The 21,611-nt window shown below is 61.6% G+C and carries 22 protein-coding genes; 13 read left to right on the forward strand and 9 right to left on the reverse strand.

Annotated features, from left to right (window positions below):
- The first annotated feature begins 56 nt into the window (after positions 1–56).
- The 7 genes from mreC (at position 57) to tldD (ending at position 10,042) form a co-directional block, all read left to right on the forward strand.
- Complete coding sequence (gene mreC / locus PspS04_RS04030) at positions 57–1,145, forward strand: rod shape-determining protein MreC (protein WP_159998732.1); 1,089 nt, start codon at positions 57–59, stop codon at positions 1,143–1,145.
- The gene (mreD, locus tag PspS04_RS04035; RefSeq protein ID WP_095169335.1) at positions 1,145–1,627 is read left to right on the forward strand and encodes a rod shape-determining protein MreD; all 483 of its coding nucleotides are present in this window, start codon (positions 1,145–1,147) and stop codon (positions 1,625–1,627) included. Before mreC ends, mreD begins: the two co-directional genes overlap by 1 nt.
- 43 nt (positions 1,628–1,670) lie before the next feature.
- The gene (locus tag PspS04_RS04040; RefSeq protein ID WP_159993762.1) at positions 1,671–2,288 is read left to right on the forward strand and encodes a Maf family protein; all 618 of its coding nucleotides are present in this window, start codon (positions 1,671–1,673) and stop codon (positions 2,286–2,288) included.
- Between the two features lie 45 nt (positions 2,289–2,333).
- Positions 2,334–3,791: a ribonuclease G gene (gene rng, locus PspS04_RS04045; RefSeq protein ID WP_095169337.1), complete on the forward strand. Its 1,458-nt coding sequence runs from the start codon at positions 2,334–2,336 to the stop codon at positions 3,789–3,791.
- Between the two features lie 69 nt (positions 3,792–3,860).
- The gene (locus PspS04_RS04050; RefSeq protein ID WP_159993764.1) at positions 3,861–7,664 is read left to right on the forward strand and encodes a YhdP family protein; all 3,804 of its coding nucleotides are present in this window, start codon (positions 3,861–3,863) and stop codon (positions 7,662–7,664) included.
- 70 nt (positions 7,665–7,734) lie between these two features.
- Positions 7,735–8,583: a carbon-nitrogen hydrolase family protein gene (locus PspS04_RS04055; RefSeq protein WP_159993766.1), complete on the forward strand. Its 849-nt coding sequence runs from the start codon at positions 7,735–7,737 to the stop codon at positions 8,581–8,583.
- Between the two features lie 16 nt (positions 8,584–8,599).
- Complete coding sequence (gene tldD / locus PspS04_RS04060; protein WP_159993768.1) at positions 8,600–10,042, forward strand: metalloprotease TldD; 1,443 nt, start codon at positions 8,600–8,602, stop codon at positions 10,040–10,042.
- Positions 10,043–10,090: 48 nt separating this feature from the next.
- Here the strand turns inward: tldD and yjgA are convergent, their stop codons facing one another.
- The gene (gene yjgA / locus PspS04_RS04065) at positions 10,091–10,615 is read right to left on the reverse strand and encodes a ribosome biogenesis factor YjgA (RefSeq protein ID WP_095169341.1); all 525 of its coding nucleotides are present in this window, start codon (positions 10,613–10,615) and stop codon (positions 10,091–10,093) included.
- Between the two features lie 108 nt (positions 10,616–10,723).
- Between yjgA and pmbA the strand changes: the two genes are divergently transcribed.
- The 6 genes from pmbA (at position 10,724) to PspS04_RS04095 (ending at position 15,997) form a co-directional block, all read left to right on the forward strand.
- On the forward strand, positions 10,724–12,070 hold the full coding sequence (pmbA, locus tag PspS04_RS04070) for a metalloprotease PmbA (protein WP_095169342.1): 1,347 nt from the start codon (positions 10,724–10,726) through the stop codon (positions 12,068–12,070).
- Positions 12,071–12,229: 159 nt separating this feature from the next.
- The gene (locus tag PspS04_RS04075; RefSeq protein ID WP_095169343.1) at positions 12,230–12,625 is read left to right on the forward strand and encodes a FagA protein; all 396 of its coding nucleotides are present in this window, start codon (positions 12,230–12,232) and stop codon (positions 12,623–12,625) included.
- On the forward strand, positions 12,618–13,994 hold the full coding sequence (locus PspS04_RS04080) for a class II fumarate hydratase (protein WP_159993770.1): 1,377 nt from the start codon (positions 12,618–12,620) through the stop codon (positions 13,992–13,994). Before PspS04_RS04075 ends, PspS04_RS04080 begins: the two co-directional genes overlap by 8 nt.
- 27 nt (positions 13,995–14,021) lie before the next feature.
- Positions 14,022–14,459, forward strand: a complete 438-nt coding sequence (locus PspS04_RS04085) for a hypothetical protein (RefSeq protein ID WP_095169345.1) — start codon at positions 14,022–14,024, stop codon at positions 14,457–14,459.
- A 1-nt stretch (position 14,460) separates the two neighbouring features.
- The gene (locus PspS04_RS04090; protein ID WP_159993772.1) at positions 14,461–15,072 is read left to right on the forward strand and encodes a superoxide dismutase; all 612 of its coding nucleotides are present in this window, start codon (positions 14,461–14,463) and stop codon (positions 15,070–15,072) included.
- Positions 15,073–15,103: 31 nt separating this feature from the next.
- Positions 15,104–15,997 carry a ZIP family metal transporter gene (locus PspS04_RS04095; RefSeq protein ID WP_159993774.1) on the forward strand — a complete coding sequence of 298 codons (894 nt, stop codon included), beginning with the start codon at positions 15,104–15,106 and terminating at the stop codon, positions 15,995–15,997.
- 58 nt (positions 15,998–16,055) lie between these two features.
- Here the strand turns inward: PspS04_RS04095 and PspS04_RS04100 are convergent, their stop codons facing one another.
- The 8 genes from PspS04_RS04100 to lptC form a co-directional block, all read right to left on the reverse strand.
- The gene (locus PspS04_RS04100) at positions 16,056–16,328 is read right to left on the reverse strand and encodes an HPr family phosphocarrier protein (protein ID WP_095169348.1); all 273 of its coding nucleotides are present in this window, start codon (positions 16,326–16,328) and stop codon (positions 16,056–16,058) included.
- Positions 16,329–16,343: 15 nt separating this feature from the next.
- Entirely contained in the window at positions 16,344–17,201 is an 858-nt protein-coding gene (rapZ, locus tag PspS04_RS04105) for an RNase adapter RapZ (protein WP_159993776.1), read from the reverse strand.
- A gap of 2 nt (positions 17,202–17,203) precedes the next feature.
- The gene (gene ptsN / locus PspS04_RS04110) at positions 17,204–17,668 is read right to left on the reverse strand and encodes a PTS IIA-like nitrogen regulatory protein PtsN (RefSeq protein ID WP_095169350.1); all 465 of its coding nucleotides are present in this window, start codon (positions 17,666–17,668) and stop codon (positions 17,204–17,206) included.
- A 12-nt stretch (positions 17,669–17,680) separates the two neighbouring features.
- On the reverse strand, positions 17,681–17,989 hold the full coding sequence (gene hpf, locus PspS04_RS04115; protein WP_003178005.1) for a ribosome hibernation-promoting factor, HPF/YfiA family: 309 nt from the start codon (positions 17,987–17,989) through the stop codon (positions 17,681–17,683).
- Between the two features lie 108 nt (positions 17,990–18,097).
- Positions 18,098–19,591 carry an RNA polymerase factor sigma-54 gene (locus PspS04_RS04120; RefSeq protein WP_095169351.1) on the reverse strand — a complete coding sequence of 498 codons (1,494 nt, stop codon included), beginning with the start codon at positions 19,589–19,591 and terminating at the stop codon, positions 18,098–18,100.
- A gap of 182 nt (positions 19,592–19,773) precedes the next feature.
- Positions 19,774–20,499: an LPS export ABC transporter ATP-binding protein gene (gene lptB / locus PspS04_RS04125; protein WP_095169352.1), complete on the reverse strand. Its 726-nt coding sequence runs from the start codon at positions 20,497–20,499 to the stop codon at positions 19,774–19,776.
- On the reverse strand, positions 20,499–21,047 hold the full coding sequence (gene lptA, locus PspS04_RS04130) for a lipopolysaccharide transport periplasmic protein LptA (protein WP_095169353.1): 549 nt from the start codon (positions 21,045–21,047) through the stop codon (positions 20,499–20,501). Before lptA ends, lptB begins: the two co-directional genes overlap by 1 nt.
- Positions 21,034–21,606, reverse strand: a complete 573-nt coding sequence (lptC, locus tag PspS04_RS04135) for an LPS export ABC transporter periplasmic protein LptC (protein ID WP_095169354.1) — start codon at positions 21,604–21,606, stop codon at positions 21,034–21,036. The genes lptA and lptC overlap by 14 nt, the downstream gene beginning before the upstream one ends.
- Positions 21,607–21,611: the final 5 nt, after the last annotated feature.

Genomic DNA, 21,611 nt, shown 5'->3' on the forward strand with positions numbered 1-21,611 from the left:
CAGGCCGGTTTGATGCCGTATGAATAAACAGAACATTTGCCTGGGAGGAGCGGCTTATTAAACCGCTTTTCACCAAGGGCCCCTCATTGGGCGTGCGCTTTCTGGTGCTGGCTGTGCTATCGGTCGCCTTGATGGTGGTCGATGCCCGTTTTGACGTTCTCAAGCCTGCGCGCAGTCAGATGTCGCTGGTCTTGATGGACGCCTATTGGGTCACCGACCTGCCTGAGCGTTTGTGGCAAGGCGTGAGCAGCCAGTTTGGCAGCCGCACCGAGCTGGTCGCCGAAAACGAAAAACTCAAAACCGAAAACCTGCTGTTGCAGGGACGCATGCAGAAGCTGGCGGCCCTGACCGAGCAGAACGTTCGGCTGCGCGAGTTGCTCAACTCCTCCGCACTGGTCAATGAAAAGGTCGAAGTGGCCGAGTTGATCGGCGTCGATCCCAACCCGTTCACCCATCGCATCATCATCAACAAGGGTGAGCGCGACGGCGTGGTGCTGGGACAGCCGGTGCTCGATGCCCGGGGCCTGATGGGCCAGGTGGTCGAGCTGATGCCCTACACCTCGCGGGTGTTGCTGCTGACCGACACCACCCACAGCATTCCGGTGCAGGTCAACCGTAACGGCTTGCGCGCCATCGCCAGCGGCACCGGCAATCCGGAGCGCCTGGAGTTGCGCCATGTGGCGGACACCGCCGACATCAAGGAAGGCGACCTGTTGGTCAGCTCCGGCCTGGGCCAGCGTTTCCCGGCAGGGTATCCGGTGGCCACGGTCAAGGAAGTGATCCATGACTCGGGCCAGCCGTTCGCCATTGTGCGGGCGGTGCCGACGGCGGCGCTCAACCGCAGCCGCTACATGCTGCTGGTCTTCAGCGACAGCCGTACCCCGGAAGAGCGCGCCAACGAAGCCGCCCAAGCTCAGGACGTGCAGGATCAGCACGTCGGCAGCGCTGTCGTCGTGCCGGCGCCAGCACCTGCTGCTGCCCCGGCGGCAGCGCCTGCAGCACCGGTAGCGGCGCCCGCAACTGCGCCCAAGCCGGTGACGCCGGCCAAGCCAGCAAAACCGCCGGTCCAGGCAGCGCCAGTCAAGCCAGTAGTCCCCAAGCCGCCCGCGACGACACCCGCAGCCACGACCCAGGGTAGAGAATAATGGCCAGTACCCGTTCCCGTAATGGCTGGATGATCTGGCTGACATTCGCCATTGGCTTGCTGCTCAGCGTCGTGCCCTTTCCCCATGTCGAGATCTTGCGCCCGATGTTCCTCGCCTTGCCGCTGGCCTACTGGGCGCTGGAGATGCCGCAGAAAGTCGGGATGCTCACCGCCTTTTGCCTGGGGATTGCCCAGGACGTGCTGTTTGGCACGTTGCTGGGACACAACGCGTTGATCCTGACCCTGATCACCTTTCTGATCCTGACCCTGCAACAGCGGGTGCGGATGTTCCCGATGTGGCAGCAAAGCCTGGTGATCATGGTGATCCTGGGGCTCGCGCAGTTGCTGCAGCTGTGGCTCAGCGCCTTGACCGGAAACCGCCAGACCCTGGCTGTGCTTTTGCCTGCGCTGATCAGCGCGTTGCTCTGGCCCTGGGTCAGCTTCGGATTGCGTGGGTTGAGCCGCCGCTACAAAATCAACTAATTCGGTCAGGCATTTGCCCGCACCTCGACAGGGAGATGTCTTGATGATTGCGCTCTACCTCGCCTCAGGTTCGCCACGCCGGCGTGAGCTGCTGACGCAGATCGGCGTGCCATTCACCGCCATCAGCGCGGACATCGATGAAACCCCTCTGACAGACGAATCCCCTGCGGCCTATGTCGAGCGCCTGGCGCGCGGCAAGGCCCAGGCGGGTTACGCCGCGCTGAGCAGCGAACAATCCGCCGCCCCGGCGTGCGTGCTGGGCGCCGACACCGCCGTGGTGCTCGACGGGCGGATTCTCGGCAAACCGCGGGATCAAGCCGAGGCGCAGGTGATGTTGCTGGGCCTGGCCGGGCGCGAACATGAAGTGTTAACTGCGGTTGCCGTGCTTGATGGCCAGCGTTGCGAGTCGCGCGTGGTGCGCAGCCTGGTACGTTTTCGCTCCATCGACCAGGCCGAGGCCAGCGCCTACTGGGCCAGCGGCGAGCCCCATGACAAGGCTGGCGGCTATGGTATTCAAGGGCTCGGGGCGGTATTCGTCAGCGGGCTCAATGGCAGCTACTCGGCCGTGGTTGGCCTGCCCCTGTGCGAAACCTGCGAGCTGCTCGGCCATTTCGGCATACCCTGTTGGCAAACCCTTATCGCGCGCTCTGCGCCGTACTGACTTGATGCGGCCATAATCGTGAACATGCCTGAACGAGATCCTGCCATGAGTGAAGAGATTCTGATCAACATCACGCCGATGGAATCACGCGTGGCGGTGGTCGAAAACGGTGTCCTGCAAGAGGTGCATGTCGAGCGTACCCAGAAGCGCGGCATCGTCGGCAACATCTACAAAGGCAAGGTGGTCAGAGTGTTGCCGGGGATGCAGGCAGCGTTCGTCGATATCGGCCTGGATCGCGCGGCGTTCATCCACGCCTCGGAAATCTCCCTGCGCGAGGGGCCGGCGGTCGAGAGCATCAGCGCTCTGGTGCATGAAGGCCAGAGCCTGGTGGTGCAGGTCACCAAGGACCCGATCGGCTCCAAAGGTGCACGCCTGACCACCCAGCTGTCGATTCCTTCGCGCTACCTGGTGTACATGCCGCGCACCGCCCATGTCGGTATTTCGCTGAAGATCGAGGACGAAGCCGAGCGCGAGCGCCTCAAGCAGGTGGTCACCGATTGCGTGGCCAAGGAAGGTATCAAGGAAGCGGGCGGCTTCATCCTGCGCACCGCCGCCGAAGGCGCGGGGGGCGATGAGATCCTGATGGACATCCGCTACCTGCGGCGCCTGTGGGACCAGATCGGCGCACAGATCAAGACCGTCGGTGCACCCAACGTGATTTACGAGGATCTCGGCCTGGCCCTGCGTACCCTGCGCGACCTGGTCAGCCCGAAGATCGAGAAGATCCGCATCGACTCGCGAGAGACCTTCCAGAAAACCACACAGTTCGTCGCCGAATTGATGCCGGAAATTGCCGACCGCCTGGAGCACTACCCCGGCGAGCGGCCGATCTTCGACCTGTATGGCGTCGAAGACGAAATCCAGAAAGCCCTGGAGCGCAAGGTGCCGCTCAAGTCCGGCGGCTATCTGGTGGTCGACCCGGCAGAGGCCATGAGCACCATCGATGTCAACACCGGTGCATTCGTCGGGCACCGCAACCTCGAAGAGACTATCTTCAAGACTAACCTGGAAGCGGCGACTGCAATTGCCCGGCAACTGCGCCTGCGCAACCTGGGCGGGATCATCATCATCGACTTCATCGACATGGAAGATGAGGAGCACCAGCGCCAGGTGTTGCGCACGCTGGAGAAACAACTGGAGCGTGATCACGCCAAGACCAACATCATCGGGATCACCGAGTTGGGCCTGGTGCAGATGACGCGCAAGCGCACCCGTGAAAGCCTCGAGCAGGTCCTGTGCGAGCCTTGCAGCAGTTGCCAGGGCCGGGGCAAGCTGAAGACGCCGGAAACCGTGTGCTATGAAATTTTCCGCGAGATCCTGCGGGAAGCGCGGGCCTATCAGGCCGAAGGTTATCGGGTGCTGGCCAACCAGAAAGTGGTCGACCGGCTGCTCGACGAAGAGTCGGGCAACGTCGCCGAGCTGGAAGGTTTTATCGGCCGTACCATCCGGTTCCAGGTGGAGACCATGTACTCCCAGGAACAATACGACGTGGTGTTGCTCTGAATCGCTGCGTTGTGCGACTGATGGCGGGCCTGTACTCGCGAAACCTGTTTTCCATGGGGACCCACTGACATGGAACGTCTGATCCGCATTCTGGGCACGCTGACCCGCTGGGGGCTGGGGCTTTGCGCGTTGCTGCTGGTGCTGGTCGCGCTTTACGTCAACCTGGGGCGGGAGTTGTTTCCGCTGGTGGCCGAGTATCGGAGCGAGGTCGAGACCAAGGCCCGTGAAGCGCTTGGCATGCCCCTGCAAATCGGCAGCCTGGAAGGGCGCTGGAGCGGTATGTCGCCGGTCCTGTTGGCCCACGACGTAACGGTCGGGGAGGGCGTCAATGCCTTGCACCTGGATCAGGTGCGGGTGGTGCCCAATGTCTGGGACAGTCTGCTGTCGCGCGCGGTTCGCGTCCAGCACCTGGAGCTCAATGGCCTGAAGATCAGCCTCAAGGAAGGTGCCGACGGTCAATGGTCGCTCGAAGGCCTGCCGGTGCAGCAGGACAAGCCGTTGGACCCCGAGCAACTGCTGAACCAGATGCAGATGGTCTCCCAGCTGTCAGTGCTCGACAGCCAGATCACCCTGCAACCTTTGGATCAGCCGCCGCTGACCCTGACTTACGTGGGCCTGAGCCTCAAGACAGGCAGTAGCCGACAGCGCCTCGATGCGCGGCTGACCCTGCCCGACGGCCAGCCGCTGGCCATGAGCCTGCGCAGCCGGATTCGCGCCAGCCAGTGGCAAGACGCCGAAGTCGACGCCTATCTGAGCCTGCCGCAAAGTGACTGGGCGCGCTGGTTGCCGGCGAGAATCACCCAGCAATGGCAGTTTTCCCAGATCAGGGCCGGCGGCGAGTTGTGGGCGAGTTGGGGCAAGGGCGCCTTGCAGAGCGCCGCGATTCGCCTCAATGCCCCGCAATTCAAGGGCGCCTACGCCGAGCGCAAGCCGGTGCAGATCAACAATCTGGCGCTCAACGGTTATTTCCAGCGCAGCGCCGAAGGCTTCAAGTTGAGCCTGGATTCGCTGGCCCTGAACCTGGGTGAGACTCGCTGGGAAACCCGCCTGCAATTGCAACAGACGGCCACCACGGAAAAAACCCAGGAGCTCTGGCACCTGCAGGCCGATCGCCTCGACCTGACCCCCATCACCCCGATCCTCAATGCCTTGGGGCCATTGCCCGAAGGCTTTGCCACGGTGGTGGAGCGACTCAAGGTTACCGGTACCTTGCGCAACGTGTTGCTCGATATCCGACCCGAAGCCACCGACGACAGCAAGTTCAGCTTCGCCGCCAATCTGCAGCAGGTCGGTTTTGACGCCTATCACGGTGCGCCCGCGGCTCGTAACGTGTCCGGGAGCATCAGCGGCGACCTCGGGCAGGGCGAGTTGCGCATGGACAGCAAGGACTTCTCCCTGCACCTGGACCCGATCTTCGCCAAGCCATGGCAGTACATCCAGGCCAATGCGCGGTTGACCTGGAAGCTCGACAAGCAAGCCTTCACGCTGATTGCACCGTACCTGAAAGTGCTGGGGGAGGAGGGCAAGATTGCTGGTGACTTCCTGATTCGCCTGCACTTCGATCCCACCCAGGAAGACTACATGGACCTGCGGGTCGGCCTGCTGGAGGGTGATGGGCGCTACACCGCCAAGTACTTGCCCACGGTCCTCAGTCCCGGCTTGGACGAATGGCTGCGTACCGCCATTCTCAAGGGCGCGGTCGATGAGGGCTTCTTCCAGTACCAGGGCTCGCTGAATCATGATGCGGTCGAGGCTGCACGCAGCATCAGCTTATTCTTCAAGGTGCACGACGCGCAGCTGGCATTCCAGCCGGGCTGGCCGCACCTGAGCAAGATCAGCGGCGATGTGTTCGTCGAGGACAGTGGCGTGCGCATCCTGGCAAGCCAAGGGCAACTGCTCGATACCCAGGTGCGCGATGTCTTCGTCAACATTCCCCATGTGCCAGCGGGCAAGAACAGCCACATGTACATCGACGGCGCCTTTGCCGGTGGTCTGGGCGATGGCGTGAAGATTCTGCAGGAGGCGCCGATCGGCACCGGTCCGACCTTTGCCGGTTGGCAGGGCGAGGGTGACCTGCAAGGCAAGCTGAAGCTCGATATCCCCCTGGAAAAGGGTGAGGAGCCGAAGATCCTGGTGGACTTCAAGACTGCCAAGGCACGCCTCAAGCTCAGCGAGCCGGAACTGGAATTGACTCAGCTCAAGGGCGACTTCCGCTTTGACAGCAGCAAGGGCCTGAGTGGCCAGGGCATTACCGCGCGGGCTTTCGACCGGCCGGTGAGCGCGCAGATCTTCGCCGATGGCAAGGGTGGCAAGATCAATACCCGGGTCGTCGCGTCCGGCCAGGTCACGGTGAAAAAGCTCACTGATTGGCTCAAAGTCAGCCAGTCGCTGCCGGTTTCCGGCGACATCCCCTATCAGTTGCAGCTCAACCTCGACGGCGCCGACAGCCAGTTGATGGTCAGCTCCAGCCTCAAGGGCGTCGCGGTTGATTTACCAGCACCCTTTGGCATGCCGGCGGCACAAGGCCGCGACACGGTGTTTCGCATGACCCTGCAGGGCGCCGAGCGGCGCTATTGGCTCGACTACGGCGACCTTGCGGACTTCACCTTCGCCGCGCCGGCGACCAATTTTGCCGAGGGTCGTGGTGAGTTGTTCCTCGGCAGCGGCAACGCGGTACTGCCGGGCGCCAAGGGCCTGCGTATTCGTGGTGTGCTCTCGGAATTGGATGTGGAACCCTGGAAGGCCCTGGTCGATCGTTATGCCGGGCAGGATCCGGGGGGCAGCGCCAAACAGTTGCTCAGCGGTGCTGACTTCCGGGTCGGCAAGCTCACGGGATTCGGCACCACCCTGGACCAGGCGCGGGTACAACTGGATCGCAAGCCAGCGGCCTGGGGACTGCAACTCGATAGCCAGCAGGTCAAGGGCACGGTCGGGCTACCGGATGCCAAGGGCGCACCGATTGCCGTGAACCTGCAGTACGTGCGCCTGCCAGCACCGGACCCAGCGGTGCAGGCCGACGAAAACGCCCCGGATCCGCTGGCCTCGGTCGACCCGACCAAAGTGCCGGCGCTGGATATCAACATCGCTCAGCTGTTCCAGGGCAAGGACCTGGTCGGCGCCTGGTCCTTGAAAGTGCGGCCGACTGCCAAGGGGCTGGCGTTCAACAGCATGAACCTGGGGCTCAAGGGCATGCAGTTGCAGGGTGCGGGCGGCTGGGAAGGCGTACCGGGCACCACTAGCAGTTGGTACAAAGGCCGACTCGAGGGCAAGAACCTCGCGGATGTGCTCAAGGGCTGGGGGTTCGCGCCGACGGTGACCAGTGACAACTTCCACCTGGATATCGATGGGCGGTGGCCCGGTTCGCCGGCCTGGGTCGGGCTGAAACGTTACTCCGGCAGCCTGGATGCCACGCTGAACAAGGGGCAGATGGTCGAAGTCGAAGGCGGTGCGCAGGCGCTGCGGGTGTTCGGCCTGCTCAACTTCAACTCGATTGGCCGACGCTTGCGCCTGGACTTCTCCGACCTGTTCGACAAGGGCTTGAGCTACGACCGGGTCAAGGGCCTGCTGGTCGCCAGCAACGGGGTGTTTGTCACCCGCGAGCCGATTACCTTGACCGGGCCCTCGAGCAACCTGGAGCTCAACGGCACCCTGGACATGGTCGCTGACCGTATCGATGCCAAGGTGCTGGTGACCCTGCCGCTGACCAATAACCTGCCAATCGCCGCGCTGATCGTCGGCGCGCCGGCGGTGGGTGGTGCGTTGTTCCTGATCGACAAACTGATCGGTGATCGTGTGGCGCGATTTGCCAGCGTCAAATACACCGTCAAAGGTCCGGTGAAAGAGCCGAAGATCACCTTTGAAAAACCTTTTTGAGGCGCTTTTTCCCCCCGCACGCAAAGGGCCTATGGAGTAGCATGGCCGCATACCTGAAACGGAGTGCGCCATGTCTCTTGCGGTGATTCAAATGGTCAGCCAGAGCGATGTGCTGGCCAATCTTGCCCAGGCCCGCAAGTTGCTCGAGCAGGCCGCCGAGGGTGGTGCGCGCCTGGCCGTGCTGCCGGAAAACTTCGCCGCCATGGGGCGGCGCGACGTCGCTGACCTTGGCCGCGCCGAGGCGTTGGGCGATGGTCCGATCCTGCCGTGGTTGAAACAGACCGCCCGCGACCTCAAGTTATGGATAGTAGCGGGCACCCTGCCGTTGCCGCCGCGGGATCAACCCCATGCGAAGGCCAATGCCTGCTCGTTGCTGGTCGACGAGCATGGCGAAACCGTAGCGCGATACGACAAGCTGCATCTGTTTGATGTCGATGTGGCGGACAATCGGGGGCGCTACCGTGAATCCGATGACTATGCTCATGGCAGTGCGGTGGTGGTTGCCCAGACACCGGTAGGCCGGGTTGGCCTGACGGTGTGCTACGACTTGCGCTTCCCCGAGTTGTACAGCGAATTGCGCGCCGCCGGGGCTGAGCTGATTACCGCCCCTGCGGCGTTTACCGCGGTGACCGGTGCGGCCCATTGGGAGGTGCTGATCCGGGCACGCGCCATCGAGACCCAGTGTTATGTGCTGGCGGCCGCACAGGGCGGCACGCACCCGGGGCCGCGCGAGACCTTTGGTCACGCCGCGATTGTCGACCCCTGGGGGCGCGTGCTGGCCCAGCAGGACCAAGGCGAGGCCGTGCTGCTGGCCACACGTGATAGCAGCGAACAGGCGTCCATCAGGACGCGGATGCCGGTGTCCAGTCACCGGCGCTTTTTCTCGCAGGGCGCACAGCGACCTGCCTCAGAACGTTGAATTAAGGCGTAAACCTATGAGCGAGTTGTTGTCCTCAGTCAGTGAACATCTGCTAGCGCCAGGCGGCGTGACCATCGAGAACCTGCAAAGCGTGCTGGGTGACCTGGCGGGGCCGGGCATCGATGCCGCCGACCTGTATTTCCAGGGCCAGATCTCCGAGTCCTGGGCGCTGGAAGACGGCATCGTCAAGGAAGGCAGCTTCAATCTGGACCAGGGTGTGGGTGTGCGGGCGCAATCGGGGGAGAAGACCGGGTTTGCCTACAGCAATGCCATCACCCTGGAAGCCCTGGGCCTGGCCGCTCGTGCGGCCCGTTCGATCTCCCGCGCCGGACAGAACGGCACGGTGCAGGCCTTTACCACCCAGGACGTCGACCAGCTGTACGCGCCGGATAACCCGCTGGAAGTGTTGAGCCGTGCGGAAAAAGTCGAGCTGCTCAAGCGCATCGACGTGGCCACGCGCGCGCTCGATCCACGCATCCAGCAAGTCACCGTGAGCATGGCCGGGGTCTGGGAGCGGATCCTGGTGGCCTCCACCGACGGTGGCCTGGCGGCGGATGTGCGGCCCCTGGTGCGCTTCAACGTCAGCGTAATCGTCGAGCAGAACGGCCGTCGTGAGCGCGGTGGTCACGGTGGTGGCGGGCGTACCGACTACCGCTACTTCCTGGCCGAAGACCGTGCCATGGGTTACGCCCGCGAGGCCCTGCGCCAGGCGCTGGTGAACCTGGAAGCGATTCCGGCGCCGGCTGGCACCTTGCCCGTCGTGCTGGGCTCGGGCTGGTCCGGGGTGTTGCTGCACGAAGCGGTGGGCCACGGCCTGGAAGGCGACTTCAACCGCAAGGGCAGTTCGGCCTACAGCGGCCGCATGGGCGAGATGGTCGCCTCGAAGCTGTGCACCATTGTCGACGACGGTACCCTGGCCGGTCGCCGTGGCTCGTTGAGCGTCGATGACGAAGGCACACCGACCGAGTGCACCACGCTGATCGAAAACGGCGTGCTCAAGGGCTACATGCAGGACAAGCTCAACGCGCGCCTGATGGGCGTGGCACGCACCGGCAACGGTCGTCGCGAATCCTATGCGCACCTGCCGATGCCCCGCATGACCAATACCTACATGCTCGGTGGCGAAAGCGACCCGGCAGAAATCATCGCCTCGGTGAAGAAGGGCATCTATTGCGCCAACCTCGGCGGTGGCCAGGTCGACATCACCAGTGGCAAGTTCGTGTTTTCCACCAGCGAAGCGTACTTGATCGAAGACGGCAAGATTACCGCACCGGTCAAGGGCGCAACCCTGATCGGCAACGGGCCGGAAGCCATGAGTCGGGTGTCGATGGTCGGTAACGACCTGTCGCTGGACAGTGGGGTAGGGACATGTGGCAAGGATGGGCAGTCGGTGCCGGTGGGTGTCGGCCAGCCAACCTTGAAAATCGACGCGATCACCGTGGGTGGCACGGGCGCGTAAGGGATGGAGCTGCGGATGGGTTGCCAGGCAACCCATCCGCGACGAGGTTCAACGCAGGCCGCGTTGTGTCTCGTCCAGCTCGCGGATGTACTTGAAGATTTTACGGCTGGAAGCAGGAGGTTTGTTTTGCGCAACCTCGTGCTGAGCCTGACGGATCAAGGAGCGCAATTGCTGGCGGTCCGCGTCCGGGTACTCGATGACGAATTTTTCCAGGACAGCGTCGTCGCCGGCGATCAAGCGATCACGCCAGCGTTCCAGACCGTGGAAACGTTCGTTGTATTGGCGAGTGGAGGCGTCGAGTTGGTCCAGCAGTACCAGAATGGCACTGGTGTCCTGATCGCGCATCAGCTTGCCAATGAACTGCAGGTGCCGTTTACGCGCGATATTCGCGGTGTGCTTGGGCGCATCGGCCAGTGCCCGGCGCAAGGCGTCGGTCAAAGGCAGTTTTGCCAGCAAGTCAGGCTTGAGTGTTGTAAGGCGCTCGCCAAGGTCAACCAGAGCATGCAGCTCACGTTTGACCTGGGATTTGCTTTTTTCTCCCGTATCGAGGGAGTCGTCGTAAGAATCAACCATGGTGGCCGTCCGCAAAGAAACGCCGCCATGATAACCAGTCGGGGGCCGCTTGTCCGGCCCGGTCGCTCGATGGCCTTAACCGAAAGCAGAATTTGAGTGGAGAACAGCATGAGTGCAGTTGAAAGCGTCGGCCCACAAGCGTTGCCGGCACTGCAAGAGCAAGTCGAGCAGATCATCGCCGAAGCCAAGCGCCAGGGTGCCAGTGCCTGCGAAGTGGCTGTGTCTCTGGAGCAGGGCCTGTCGACATCGGTACGCCAGCGGGAAGTCGAAACGGTTGAGTTCAACCGCGACCAGGGCTTTGGCATCACCTTGTATGTTGGCCAGCGCAAAGGCTCGGCCAGCACCTCGGCCAGTGGCGCCGAGGCAATTCGTGAAACCGTTGCCGCGGCACTGGCGATCGCCAAGCACACCTCCGAAGACGAACACTCGGGCCTGGCCGATGCCGCGCTGATGGCCAGGGACCTGACGGACTTCGACCTGTTTCACGCCTGGGACATCACGCCTGAGCAGGCGATCGAAAAGGCCCTGGCTTGCGAAGCCGCCGCCTTTGCCGCCGACAGCCGGATCAAGAATGCCGATGGCACCACCCTCAGCACCCATCAGGGCTGCCGGGTGTATGGCAACAGTCATGGTTTCATCGGTGGTTATGCGTCTACCCGCCACAGCCTCAGTTGCGTGATGATCGCCGAGGCGGATGGTCAGATGCAGCGCGACTACTGGTATGACGTCAATCGCCAGGGCAACTTGCTGGCCGATCCGTTGAGCATTGGCCAACGCGCCGCGCAGCGTGCCGCCAGCCGCCTGGGCGCACGGCCGGTACCGACCTGTGAAGTGCCAGTGCTGTTTTCCGCCGAACTGGCGGGTGGCCTGTTTGGCAGTTTTCTGGGGGCGATCTCCGGCGGCAATCTGTACCGCAAGTCGTCGTTTCTCGAGGGTGCATTGGGGCAGAAATTGTTTCCTGAGTGGCTGACCATCGATGAGCGCCCGCACTTGATGCGCGCCATGGGCAGTTCGGCGTTCGACGGTGATGGCCTGGCCACCTACGCCAAGCCGTTCGTCGAAAACGGCGAGTTGGTATCGTACGTGCTGGGTACCTATTCCGGCCGCAAGCTCGGTATGCCGAGCACCGCCAACTCAGGCGGCGTGCACAACCTGTTCGTCACCCATGGTGATGAAGACCAGGCAGCGCTGTTGCGGCGCATGGGTCGCGGCCTGCTGGTGACCGAGTTGATGGGCCATGGGCTGAACATGGTGACCGGCGACTACTCCCGGGGTGCGGCGGGGTTCTGGGTCGAGAACGGCGAAATCCAGTTCGCGGTCCAGGAGGTGACGATTGCCGGCAACATGCGCGACATGTTCAAGCAGATCGTGGCCGTCGGTAATGACCTGGAACTGCGCAGCAACATTCGCACCGGCTCGGTACTGATCGAGCGGATGACGGTGGCGGGTAGCTAAACCATACCGTTGCCAAAAAGGCGCGCCATCCCATCGGATGGCGCGCCTTTTTTATGGGCCTTGCTCGGGCTCGCACAATGAGTTCTATATTGATGGCGGGGTTGTTTTGGTTCTCATTATCATCTAATAATAAATCTCATTATCGAGTGAGCCTGGGTCATGAGTTCTGCCTTGCACGAGCAGCCTTACCTCGAAAGCTGGCGCTGGATGAGTCGTCAGATCCGCTGTGCGCTGGATCCTGACGAACCGCGCCTGATCGAACATTACCTGGCCGAAGGCCGGTATCTGTCCTGTTGTACGGCCACTTCGGCCTGGACCGTCGCTGAAACCTCATTTCGATTGCTCCTGGACACCGCTGCCGATGTCGCGTTGCCCTGGCATTGGCGCAGCCTCTGCCTGGACCAGGCCTGGCGACCGCTGCGCGATCTGGAGCGCCTGTCTTTGTGCAAATGCCGGCTCAAGCGCTGGCAAAGCTACACCTGGCAACTGGCGACCTGCGAGTTGCTGCCCTCCATTCCCCTCATTGAACTGGTGCAAGGATTTCCCGATGAGTAATACCCGTATCGAACGTGACAGCATGGGTGAGTTGCAAGTCCCGGTAGACGCCTTGTACGGCGCACAGACCCAGCGTGCCGTGGACAACTTCCCCATCAGTGGCCAGCGCATGCCGGCGCAATTCATTCGCGCGCTGATCCTCGCCAAGGCGGCGGCAGCCAAGGCCAACGTGGAACTCCAGCAACTGAGCGAAGCCCAGGGCAAGGCCATTGTCGATGCGGCCCAGGGTCTGCTCGAAGGGGATTTCATGCCGCACTTCCCGGTGGATATTTTCCAGACCGGCTCCGGCACCAGTTCCAACATGAACGCCAACGAAGTGTTGGCCACCCTGGCCAGTCGCCTGTTGGGCGAGCCGATCAATCCCAACGACCACGTCAATTGCGGCCAGAGCAGCAACGACATCATTCCCACCACCATCCACGTCAGCGCCGCGCTGGCGCTGCACGAACAACTGCTGCCGGCGCTCGAGCACCTGGTGCAGGTGATCGAGCGCAAGGCCGAGCAGGTTCACCCGTTCATCAAGACCGGGCGTACCCATCTGATGGACGCCATGCCCGTGCGCATGAGCCAGGTACTCAACGGTTGGGCGCAGCAGCTCAAGGCCAACATCGGCCATTTGCACAACCTGTTGCCGGCCCTGCAATCCCTGGCCCAGGGCGGCACGGCGGTGGGCACCGGGATCAATGCGCACCCGCAGTTCGCGGCACGTTTCAGCCAGCAACTGAGCAGCCTGACCAAGGTGGCGTTCACCCCGGGCAAGGATCTGTTTGCCTTGATCGGCTCCCAGGATACCGCCGTGGCGGTGTCCGGGCAGCTCAAGGCGACTGCCGTATCGCTGATGAAGATCGCCAACGACCTGCGTTGGATGAACTCGGGCCCCTTGGCCGGCCTCGGTGAAATCGAGCTCGAAGGGCTGCAGCCTGGCTCATCGATCATGCCGGGCAAAGTCAATCCGGTGATTCCAGAAGCGACCGCGATGGTGGCCGCGCAAGTGATCGGCAATGACAGCGTGATCACCGTCGCCGGGCAGTCGGGCAACTTCGAGCTGAACGTGATGTTGCCGATCATTGCCCAGAATCTGCTGAGCAGCATCGAGTTGCTGGCCAACTCCAGTCGCCTGCTGGCGGACAAGGCCATTGCCAGCTTCAAGGTTAACGAGGCCAAGCTCAAGGAAGCACTGTCGCGCAACCCGATCCTGGTTACTGCGCTCAACCCGATCATTGGTTACCAGAAGGCCGCCGAAATCGCCAAGACCGCCTATCAGCAAGGTCGCCCGGTGATCGACGTGGCCCTCGAATACACCGACCTGTCGCGAAGCCAACTGGAAGAGCTGCTTAATCCGGAAAAGCTCACCGCAGGCGGTGTGTAATCACTGTCACCGCATAGGAGGCTCACCATGGAGCACTGGAAACGCACGATCGAAAGGGCCAACCGCTGCTTCATGCTGGGCGAGTTGGTCGATGCTCGCGAGGCCTACCTGCAGGCCCTGGCACTGGCGCAGGTGCTGTTCGCTCGCTGGGCGGACGCGGACGAGGCGGTCGCCGCCTGTGTGATCTCCCATCACAACCTCGCCGACCTGCATCTGCGCCTGAACCAGCCGGAGGAGAGCGCCGAATACCTGTGCGCCATCCATCAATTGCTGTTGCAGACCCTGCAGGACCCGCGCCAGGCACCGGCCTTGCGCGAGGCGGCACTGCGTCAAAGCAGCAAGACTTATGTCGAGCTGCTCACTTTCATCAGCGAGTACGGCGAGTACCCGCGTACCCACCGTCTGCTGCACATCGATACCGCAGCGCAGCCTAATGCTGCGCGCGCTTTTTATGGAGCTCATTAAAATGGCTTTTACCCTGCCGGCCCTGCCTTACGCCTACGATGCCCTGGAACCGCATATCGATGCGCAGACCATGGAGATCCACTACACCAAGCACCACCAGACTTACATCAACAACCTCAATGCCGCAGTGGAGGGCACCGAGTTTGCCGAGTGGCCAGTGGAGCGCTTGGTGGCCAGTGTCCAGCAATTGCCGGAAAAGCTGCGCGCAGCGGTGATCAACCAGGGTGGCGGGCATGCCAACCATTCGTTGTTCTGGGCGGTCATGGTGCCCAACGGTGGTGGTCTGCCAGCAGGCGAGTTGGCCAAGGCGATCGATGCCCAATTGGGTGGTTTCGACAGCTTCAAGGAGGCCTTCACCAAGGCCGCGTTGAGCCGTTTCGGCAGTGGCTGGGCGTGGTTGAGCGTTACCCCGGAAAAGACCCTGGTGGTGGAAAGCAGTGGCAACCAGGATAGCCCGTTGATGAATGGCAATACGCCAATCCTCGGTCTGGATGTCTGGGAGCACGCGTATTACCTGCGCTACCAGAACCGCCGCCCGGAATACATCAATGCGTTTTACAACGTGATCCATTGGCCGCAAGTTGCGCAGCGTTATCAGGCTGCGCTGGCTTGAGCCTTCACTATAAAAAGACCTAAGGCCACTTATGGGCACTGAAACACTGACGATCAGCAGTGGGCGAATGTTTCGTTATGCGCTGGGTTCGCTCCTGCTGCTGGTAGGTACTACCTTGCTGGTTGCCCATGGCCTGGCGTGGCTCGACCTTGAGCCAAAGTTGATGCGGGCCCTGCAGGGCGGGACGATCTGTGCGCTGGGCACAGCCCTGGGGGCGGTGCCGGTGCTGGTGATCCGGCGGATGCCAGTGGCGCTCAGCGATACCTTGCTGGGTTTTGGCGCCGGGGTAATGCTGGCGGCGACGGCCTTTTCGCTGATTGTGCCGGGAATCGCCGCTGCTGAAAGTCTGGGGCTGTCATCCTGGGCTGCCAGCGGCCTGATGTGCTGCGGCATCATGCTGGGGGCGCTCGGGCTGTTTGTGGTGGATCGGCAGATGTCCGGTGCGACCCCCGAGATGCTGGTGGGCACCCAGGAGCGCCCGGTCATCCCGCCACGCATCTGGCTGTTCGTGTTCGCCATCATTGCCCACAACATTCCTGAAGGCATGGCGGTGGGAGTCTCGGCCGGTGGCGGCATGGCGGACGCAGATAGCCTGGCCATGGGCATTGCCTTGCAGGATGTGCCGGAAGGGCTGGTAATCGCGCTGGTACTGGCGGGAGCCGGGATGTCGCGGGTCAAGGCCTTCCTGATCGGCGCCGCATCAGGGTTGGTCGAGCCGGTGTTTGCATTGCTGTGTGCCTGGCTGGTAAGCCTGGCCGAGGTGATCCTGCCGTTGGGCCTGGCCCTTGCTGCGGGGGCGATGCTGCTGGTGGTGACTCATGAGGTGATCCCCGAATCGCGCCGCAATGGCCACGAGAAACTTGCCAGTCTCGGCTTGCTGATCGGGTTTTGCCTGATGATGGTGATGGATACGGCGCTGGGGTAGGGGGCTGTGGCGTGTTGTCGCTGTCTCGCTGTAGCAGCTGCTACGGGCTATTACGGCTTTATTCGCCTTCGTCGAAGTAGTTGTTGATCAGTGCTACCAGCGCATCCAGCGCTTCTTGTTCCTGCTCGCCTTCGGTGCTCAGGTGGATGCGGGTGCCTTTGCCTGCGGCCAGCATCATCATAGCCATGATGCTCTTGCCGTCGACCATCGACTCTGGAGTGCGTCCTGCACGGATCTGGCACGGGTACTGGCCTGCAACGCCGACGAACTTGGCTGAAGCGCGGGCGTGCAGGCCCAGTTTGTTGATGATTTCAATTTCCAGAGCAGGCATCGCGGTGTGAATCCTTTAGCTAAGGTCGCGGTGGCGAACCTGGACGTTCTTCAGGGTTTTTTGCAGGACCTGGCCCAGGCGTTCGGTCAGGTAGACGGAGCGGTGATGCCCGCCTGTGCAGCCAATGGCAATGGTCACGTAGGCCCGATTGCTGGCGGCAAAACGTGGCAGCCATTTGAGCAGGTAGCTGGAGATGTCTTCAAACATTTCTTCGACATCCGGCTGAGCGGCCAGGTATTCGGCAACCGGCTGGTCCAGCCCGGATTGCGCGCGCAGTTCCGGTTTCCAGTAGGGGTTGGGCAGGCAGCGTACGTCGAACACCAGGTCTGCATCCACCGGCATGCCGCGCTTGAACCCGAACGACTCGACCAGGAATGCGGTGCCCGGCTCGGGTTGATTGAGCAGGCGCAACTTGATGGTGTCACGCAGTTGGTAGAGGTTCAGGTTGGTGGTGTTGAGCTTGAGGTCGGCGAGGTCGGAGATCGGCCCCAGCAAGGTGGTCTCGTCCTTGATAGCCTCGGCGAGCGAGCGCTGCGAGTTGCTCAGTGGGTGGCGCCGACGGGTTTCCGAGAAGCGCTTGAGCAGGGTTTCTTCATCGGCGTCGAGGTACAGCACATCACATTGGATATGCCGGCTACGCACTTCTTCGAGCAGATCAGGGAAGCGTGACAGATGGCTCGGCAGGTTGCGCGCATCGATCGACACGGCCACCAGTGGCTGGGCCATGTCGTTGTGAATCAACGCGCGTTCGGCCAATTCAGGGAGCAACCCGGCGGGCAGGTTGTCGATGCAGTAGTAGCCGTTGTCCTCCAGTACATTGAGGGCCGTGCTTTTACCGGAGCCGGAGCGGCCGCTGACGATGATCAAGCGCATGATTAGTGACCGTTTTGCTCGTCCAGGACAACCTGGTACAGGGCTTCACTGGTGCTGGCGCTGCGCAGGCGATCGCGCACTTCCTTGCGGTCCAGCATGCTGGCGATCTGGCGCAAGAGCTCCAGGTGGGCATCGGTGGCGGCTTGCGGGACCAGCAGAACAAACAGCAGGTCGACCGGAGCGCCATCGATGGCATCGAAATCAATAGGTGCGTCCAGGTGCATCAAGGCGCTGATGGGCGCCTCGCAGCCTTTGAGGCGGCAGTGAGGAATGGCGATGCCGTTGCCAAAACCGGTCGAGCCGAGTTTTTCACGGGCGATCAGGCTCTCGAAGACATCTTGCATCTCCAGATCCGGGACTTCCCGGGCGATCAGGTTGGCAATTTGTTCGAGGGCGCGTTTTTTACTGCCGCCCGGCACGTTCACCAAAGAACGGCCGGGGGTCAGGATGCTTTCAAGTCGGATCATGGGATGGGGGTGTTAACGACCGGTTGCGCCCTGAAGGAGGCTCTGGGTCTTTTCCTTATGCTTTTTAAGTTGACGGTCCAGCTTGTCGGTCAGCAGGTCAATGGCGGCATACATGTCCGTATGCTCGGCATTGGCGACTACTTCTCCGCCGGGGATATGCAGCGTGGCTTCGATTTTCTGCAACAGCTTCTCGACGTTCATCGTGACTTGCACGTTGGTGATCTTGTCGAAATGCCTCTCCAGCCGGTCGAGTTTTTCGCCGATGTAGGTGCGCAGAGGTTCGGTAACTTCCAGTTGGTGTCCACTGATGTTGACTTGCATACAGCTTCTCCTTCGTTGCCAGTGCATAAGGCGGCAGGCCGAGTTGCCTGCCACTAGGGTGTCTGCGAAAGATTTCGAAAACACCCTGGAACGCTGTGGCGTGGCCCGTTACATCAATCGCTTGCGTTCACTCGAAGGCGCGATCCCGAGGGATTCGCGGTACTTGGCGACGGTACGACGGGCTACCTGAATACCTTGTGCCTCCAGTAAACCAGCGATCTTGCTGTCACTCAACGGCTTTTTCTGATTTTCCGCGGCAACCAGTTTTTTGATGATCGCGCGGATCGCCGTGGACGAGCATTCGCCGCCTTCGGAGGTGCTGACGTGGCTTGAGAAAAAGTATTTCAGCTCATAGATACCGCGCGGGGTATGCATGAATTTTTGCGTGGTGACCCGGGAAATCGTCGACTCGTGCATGCCTACCGCTTCGGCAATGTCATGCAGGACCAACGGCTTCATCGCCTCGTCGCCATATTCGAGAAAGCCGCGCTGGTGCTCGACGATCTGGGTGGCCACTTTCATCAGGGTTTCGTTGCGGCTTTGCAGGCTCTTGATGAACCAGCGCGCCTCCTGCAACTGATTGCGCATGAAGGTGTTGTCGGCGCTGGTGTCAGCGCGACGGACGAATCCGGCGTACTGGGGATTGACCCGCAAGCGCGGTACCGACTCCTGGTTCAGTTCCACCAGCCAGCGCTCGTTGTCCTTGCGCACGATCACATCCGGCACCACGTACTCGGCTTCGCTGGACTCGATCTGCGAGCCAGGTCGCGGGTTGAGGCTCTGGACCAGTTCGATGACCTGGCGCAGTTCGTCTTCCTTGAGCTTCATGCGCCGCATCAGTTGGCTGTAGTCGCGGCTGCCGAGCAGGTCGATGTAATCGCTGACCAGGCGCTTGGCTTCTGCCAGCCAAGGGGTCTTGGCGGCCAGCTGGCGCAATTGCAGCAACAGGCACTCGCCCAGGTTGCGGGCGCCGATGCCGGCGGGTTCGAATTGCTGGATGCGGTGCAGGACGGCTTCGATTTCGTCCAGCTCGATGTCCAGTTCCGGGTCGAATGCCTCGAGAATCTCCTCAAGGGTTTCGTCCAGGTAACCCTGGTTGTTGATGCAGTCGATCAGGGTCACGCCGATCAGGCGATCGGTGTCGGACATCGGGGACAGGTTCAATTGCCAGAGCAAGTGGCTCTGCAGGCTTTCCCCGGCGGAGGTGCGGGTGGTGAAGTCCCACTCGTCGTCATCGTTGCTGGGCAAGCTGCTGGCACTGGTCTGGTAGACGTCTTCCCAGGCGGTGTCGACCGGTAGTTCATTGGGAATGCGCTCGTTCCATTCTCCTTCCTCGAGGTTATCCACCGTGGGGGCGGTTTCCTGGTAGGAGGGTTCCTGGACGTCGGTGTTGGGTTTGTGCTCGATGTTGTCCGCCATCGGGTCGGCGTTATCGAAGTCGTCGCCTTCTTCCTGGCGTTCGAGCATTGGATTTGACTCCAAGGCTTCCTGGATTTCCTGTTGCAGGTCCAGGGTCGACAATTGGAGCAGGCGGATGGCCTGTTGCAGCTGCGGTGTCATCGTCAGCTGCTGGCCCATTCTCAAGACTAGCGATGGTTTCATGGCTGGGGCTTAACACCTTATTCGCCGGCGCACGTGCGCCATCCACTACAGGGCGCCGGAGCGCCAAACTTAAGCAAATTATATGCCTGAAACTGAAGTGTTTGCCTAGAGCGTCATGACAATAAAAATATTAAGGCTTTCATTGACAATCCGCTCTGCCGGCAGACCAGACGCCTCGCAGCTTAAAGGCGGAACTCATGGCCCAGGTACACTTCCTTGACCAGTTCGTTGGCCAGGATGGTTTCAGCGTCACCTTCTGCGATCAGTTGACCATCGTTGACGATGTAGGCGGTTTCGCAGATGTCCAGGGTTTCACGCACGTTGTGGTCCGTGATCAGCACGCCAATGCCCTTGGCCTTGAGGTGATGGATGATCTGCTTGATGTCGCCGACCGAAATCGGGTCCACGCCGGCGAAAGGTTCGTCGAGCAGGATGAATTTCGGCGCGGTGGCGAGGGCGCGGGCAATTTCCACGCGGCGTCGTTCGCCACCGGAAAGGCTCATGCCCAGGTTGTCGCGGATGTGGTTGATGTGGAACTCCTGCAACAGGCTTTCGAGTTCCTTGCGCCGACCGGCCTTGTCGAGTTCCTTGCGGGTTTCGAGAATGGCCATGATGTTGTCGGCAACCGACAGTTTGCGGAAGATCGACGCTTCCTGTGGAAGATAGCCGATACCTGCCCGCGCGCGACCGTGCATGGGCTGGTGGCTGACGTCCAGGTCATCGATCAGTACGCGACCCTGATCGGCCTGCACCAGGCCGACGATCATATAGAAGCAGGTAGTCTTGCCGGCACCGTTAGGGCCAAGCAGGCCGACGATCTGGCCGCTGTCGATGGACAGGCTGACGTCACGCACGACCTGACGGCTCTTGTAGCTCTTGGCCAAGTGCTGGGCTTTGAGAGTTGCCATTACTGGGCCTTTTGCTCGTCAGTTTTCTTTTTCGGCTGGATGACCATGTCGATCCGCGGACGTTGCTCAGTGACTTTGCTGCCCGTGGCGCGACCGGCGCTGGCGAGCTTTTTGTTGGTGTCGTAGACGATTTTCTCGCCCTGGGTAATGTTGCCGTCCTTGTCGACGACTTTGGCCCGATCGATCAGCACGACGCGGTCTTGCGAGGCGTGGTACTGGATGGTCACCCCGTAGCCCTGCACGGGCTTGGAGTCGCCCGCAGTCTGCATCTGCTCGAAGTAGGCCAGGTTGCCGACCGAGGTCACGACGTCGATATCACCAGCCGCGGTGCGGGTGATGGTCACGGTGTTGCCGGTGACCTTCATCGAGCCCTGGGTGATGATCACGTCGCCCTTGTAGGTGGCGATACCGTTCTTGTCGTCCAGTTGGGCGTCGTCGGCCTGGATGCGGATAGGTTGATCTCTATCGGTCGGCAGGGCCCAGGCGCTCACGCTTCCCAGTGCTGCGCCCAGACTGAGCAAAATAGGGAGGGTTTTAACGAGCCTCATACTGTCCTCTTACGTTCGATAGCAGGTGTATCCTGCTGTCTTTCAAATACGCCTTCATTCCGGTACCAGTCGATACACCGCCAGCGCCGTCGATTCTAACGGCTTGCTGGGTCTGCGCATATTGTTGCTTGGGGAATACCGTCATGCGTGTGGTGGTGATGACCATTGGGCGATTCTTGGCATCGGTGCGTGCAATGCGCACCGAGTCGATCAGCTCGACCTCGGTGCCGTCAGGATTGACCTCGCCACGTTCGCTCTGCACGTGCCAGGGGAATTCGCTGCCGCGATACATCTGCAGGTCCGGTTTGGTCAGCAAGGTCACTTCGCTGGCCTTGACGTGCTCGACCTTGTCGGACGTCATGTCGTACTGCAACTTGCCATCTGGCAGGAACTGCACGCTGTGGGCGTTGATGGCGTAGTAGTCGATCTCGCTCTCGTTGACTGCGGCTACCGGCTTGTCGAGAAAGCGCTCGGGGCTGATGTTCCAGTAGCCGACAGCCGCAAACAGCGCGGCGATGGCTGCGAAGAACACGATGTTGCGAAACTTTTTACTCAGCATAAATG

It is taken from the genome of Pseudomonas sp. S04 (assembly GCF_009834545.1).
Classification (GTDB): domain Bacteria; phylum Pseudomonadota; class Gammaproteobacteria; order Pseudomonadales; family Pseudomonadaceae; genus Aquipseudomonas.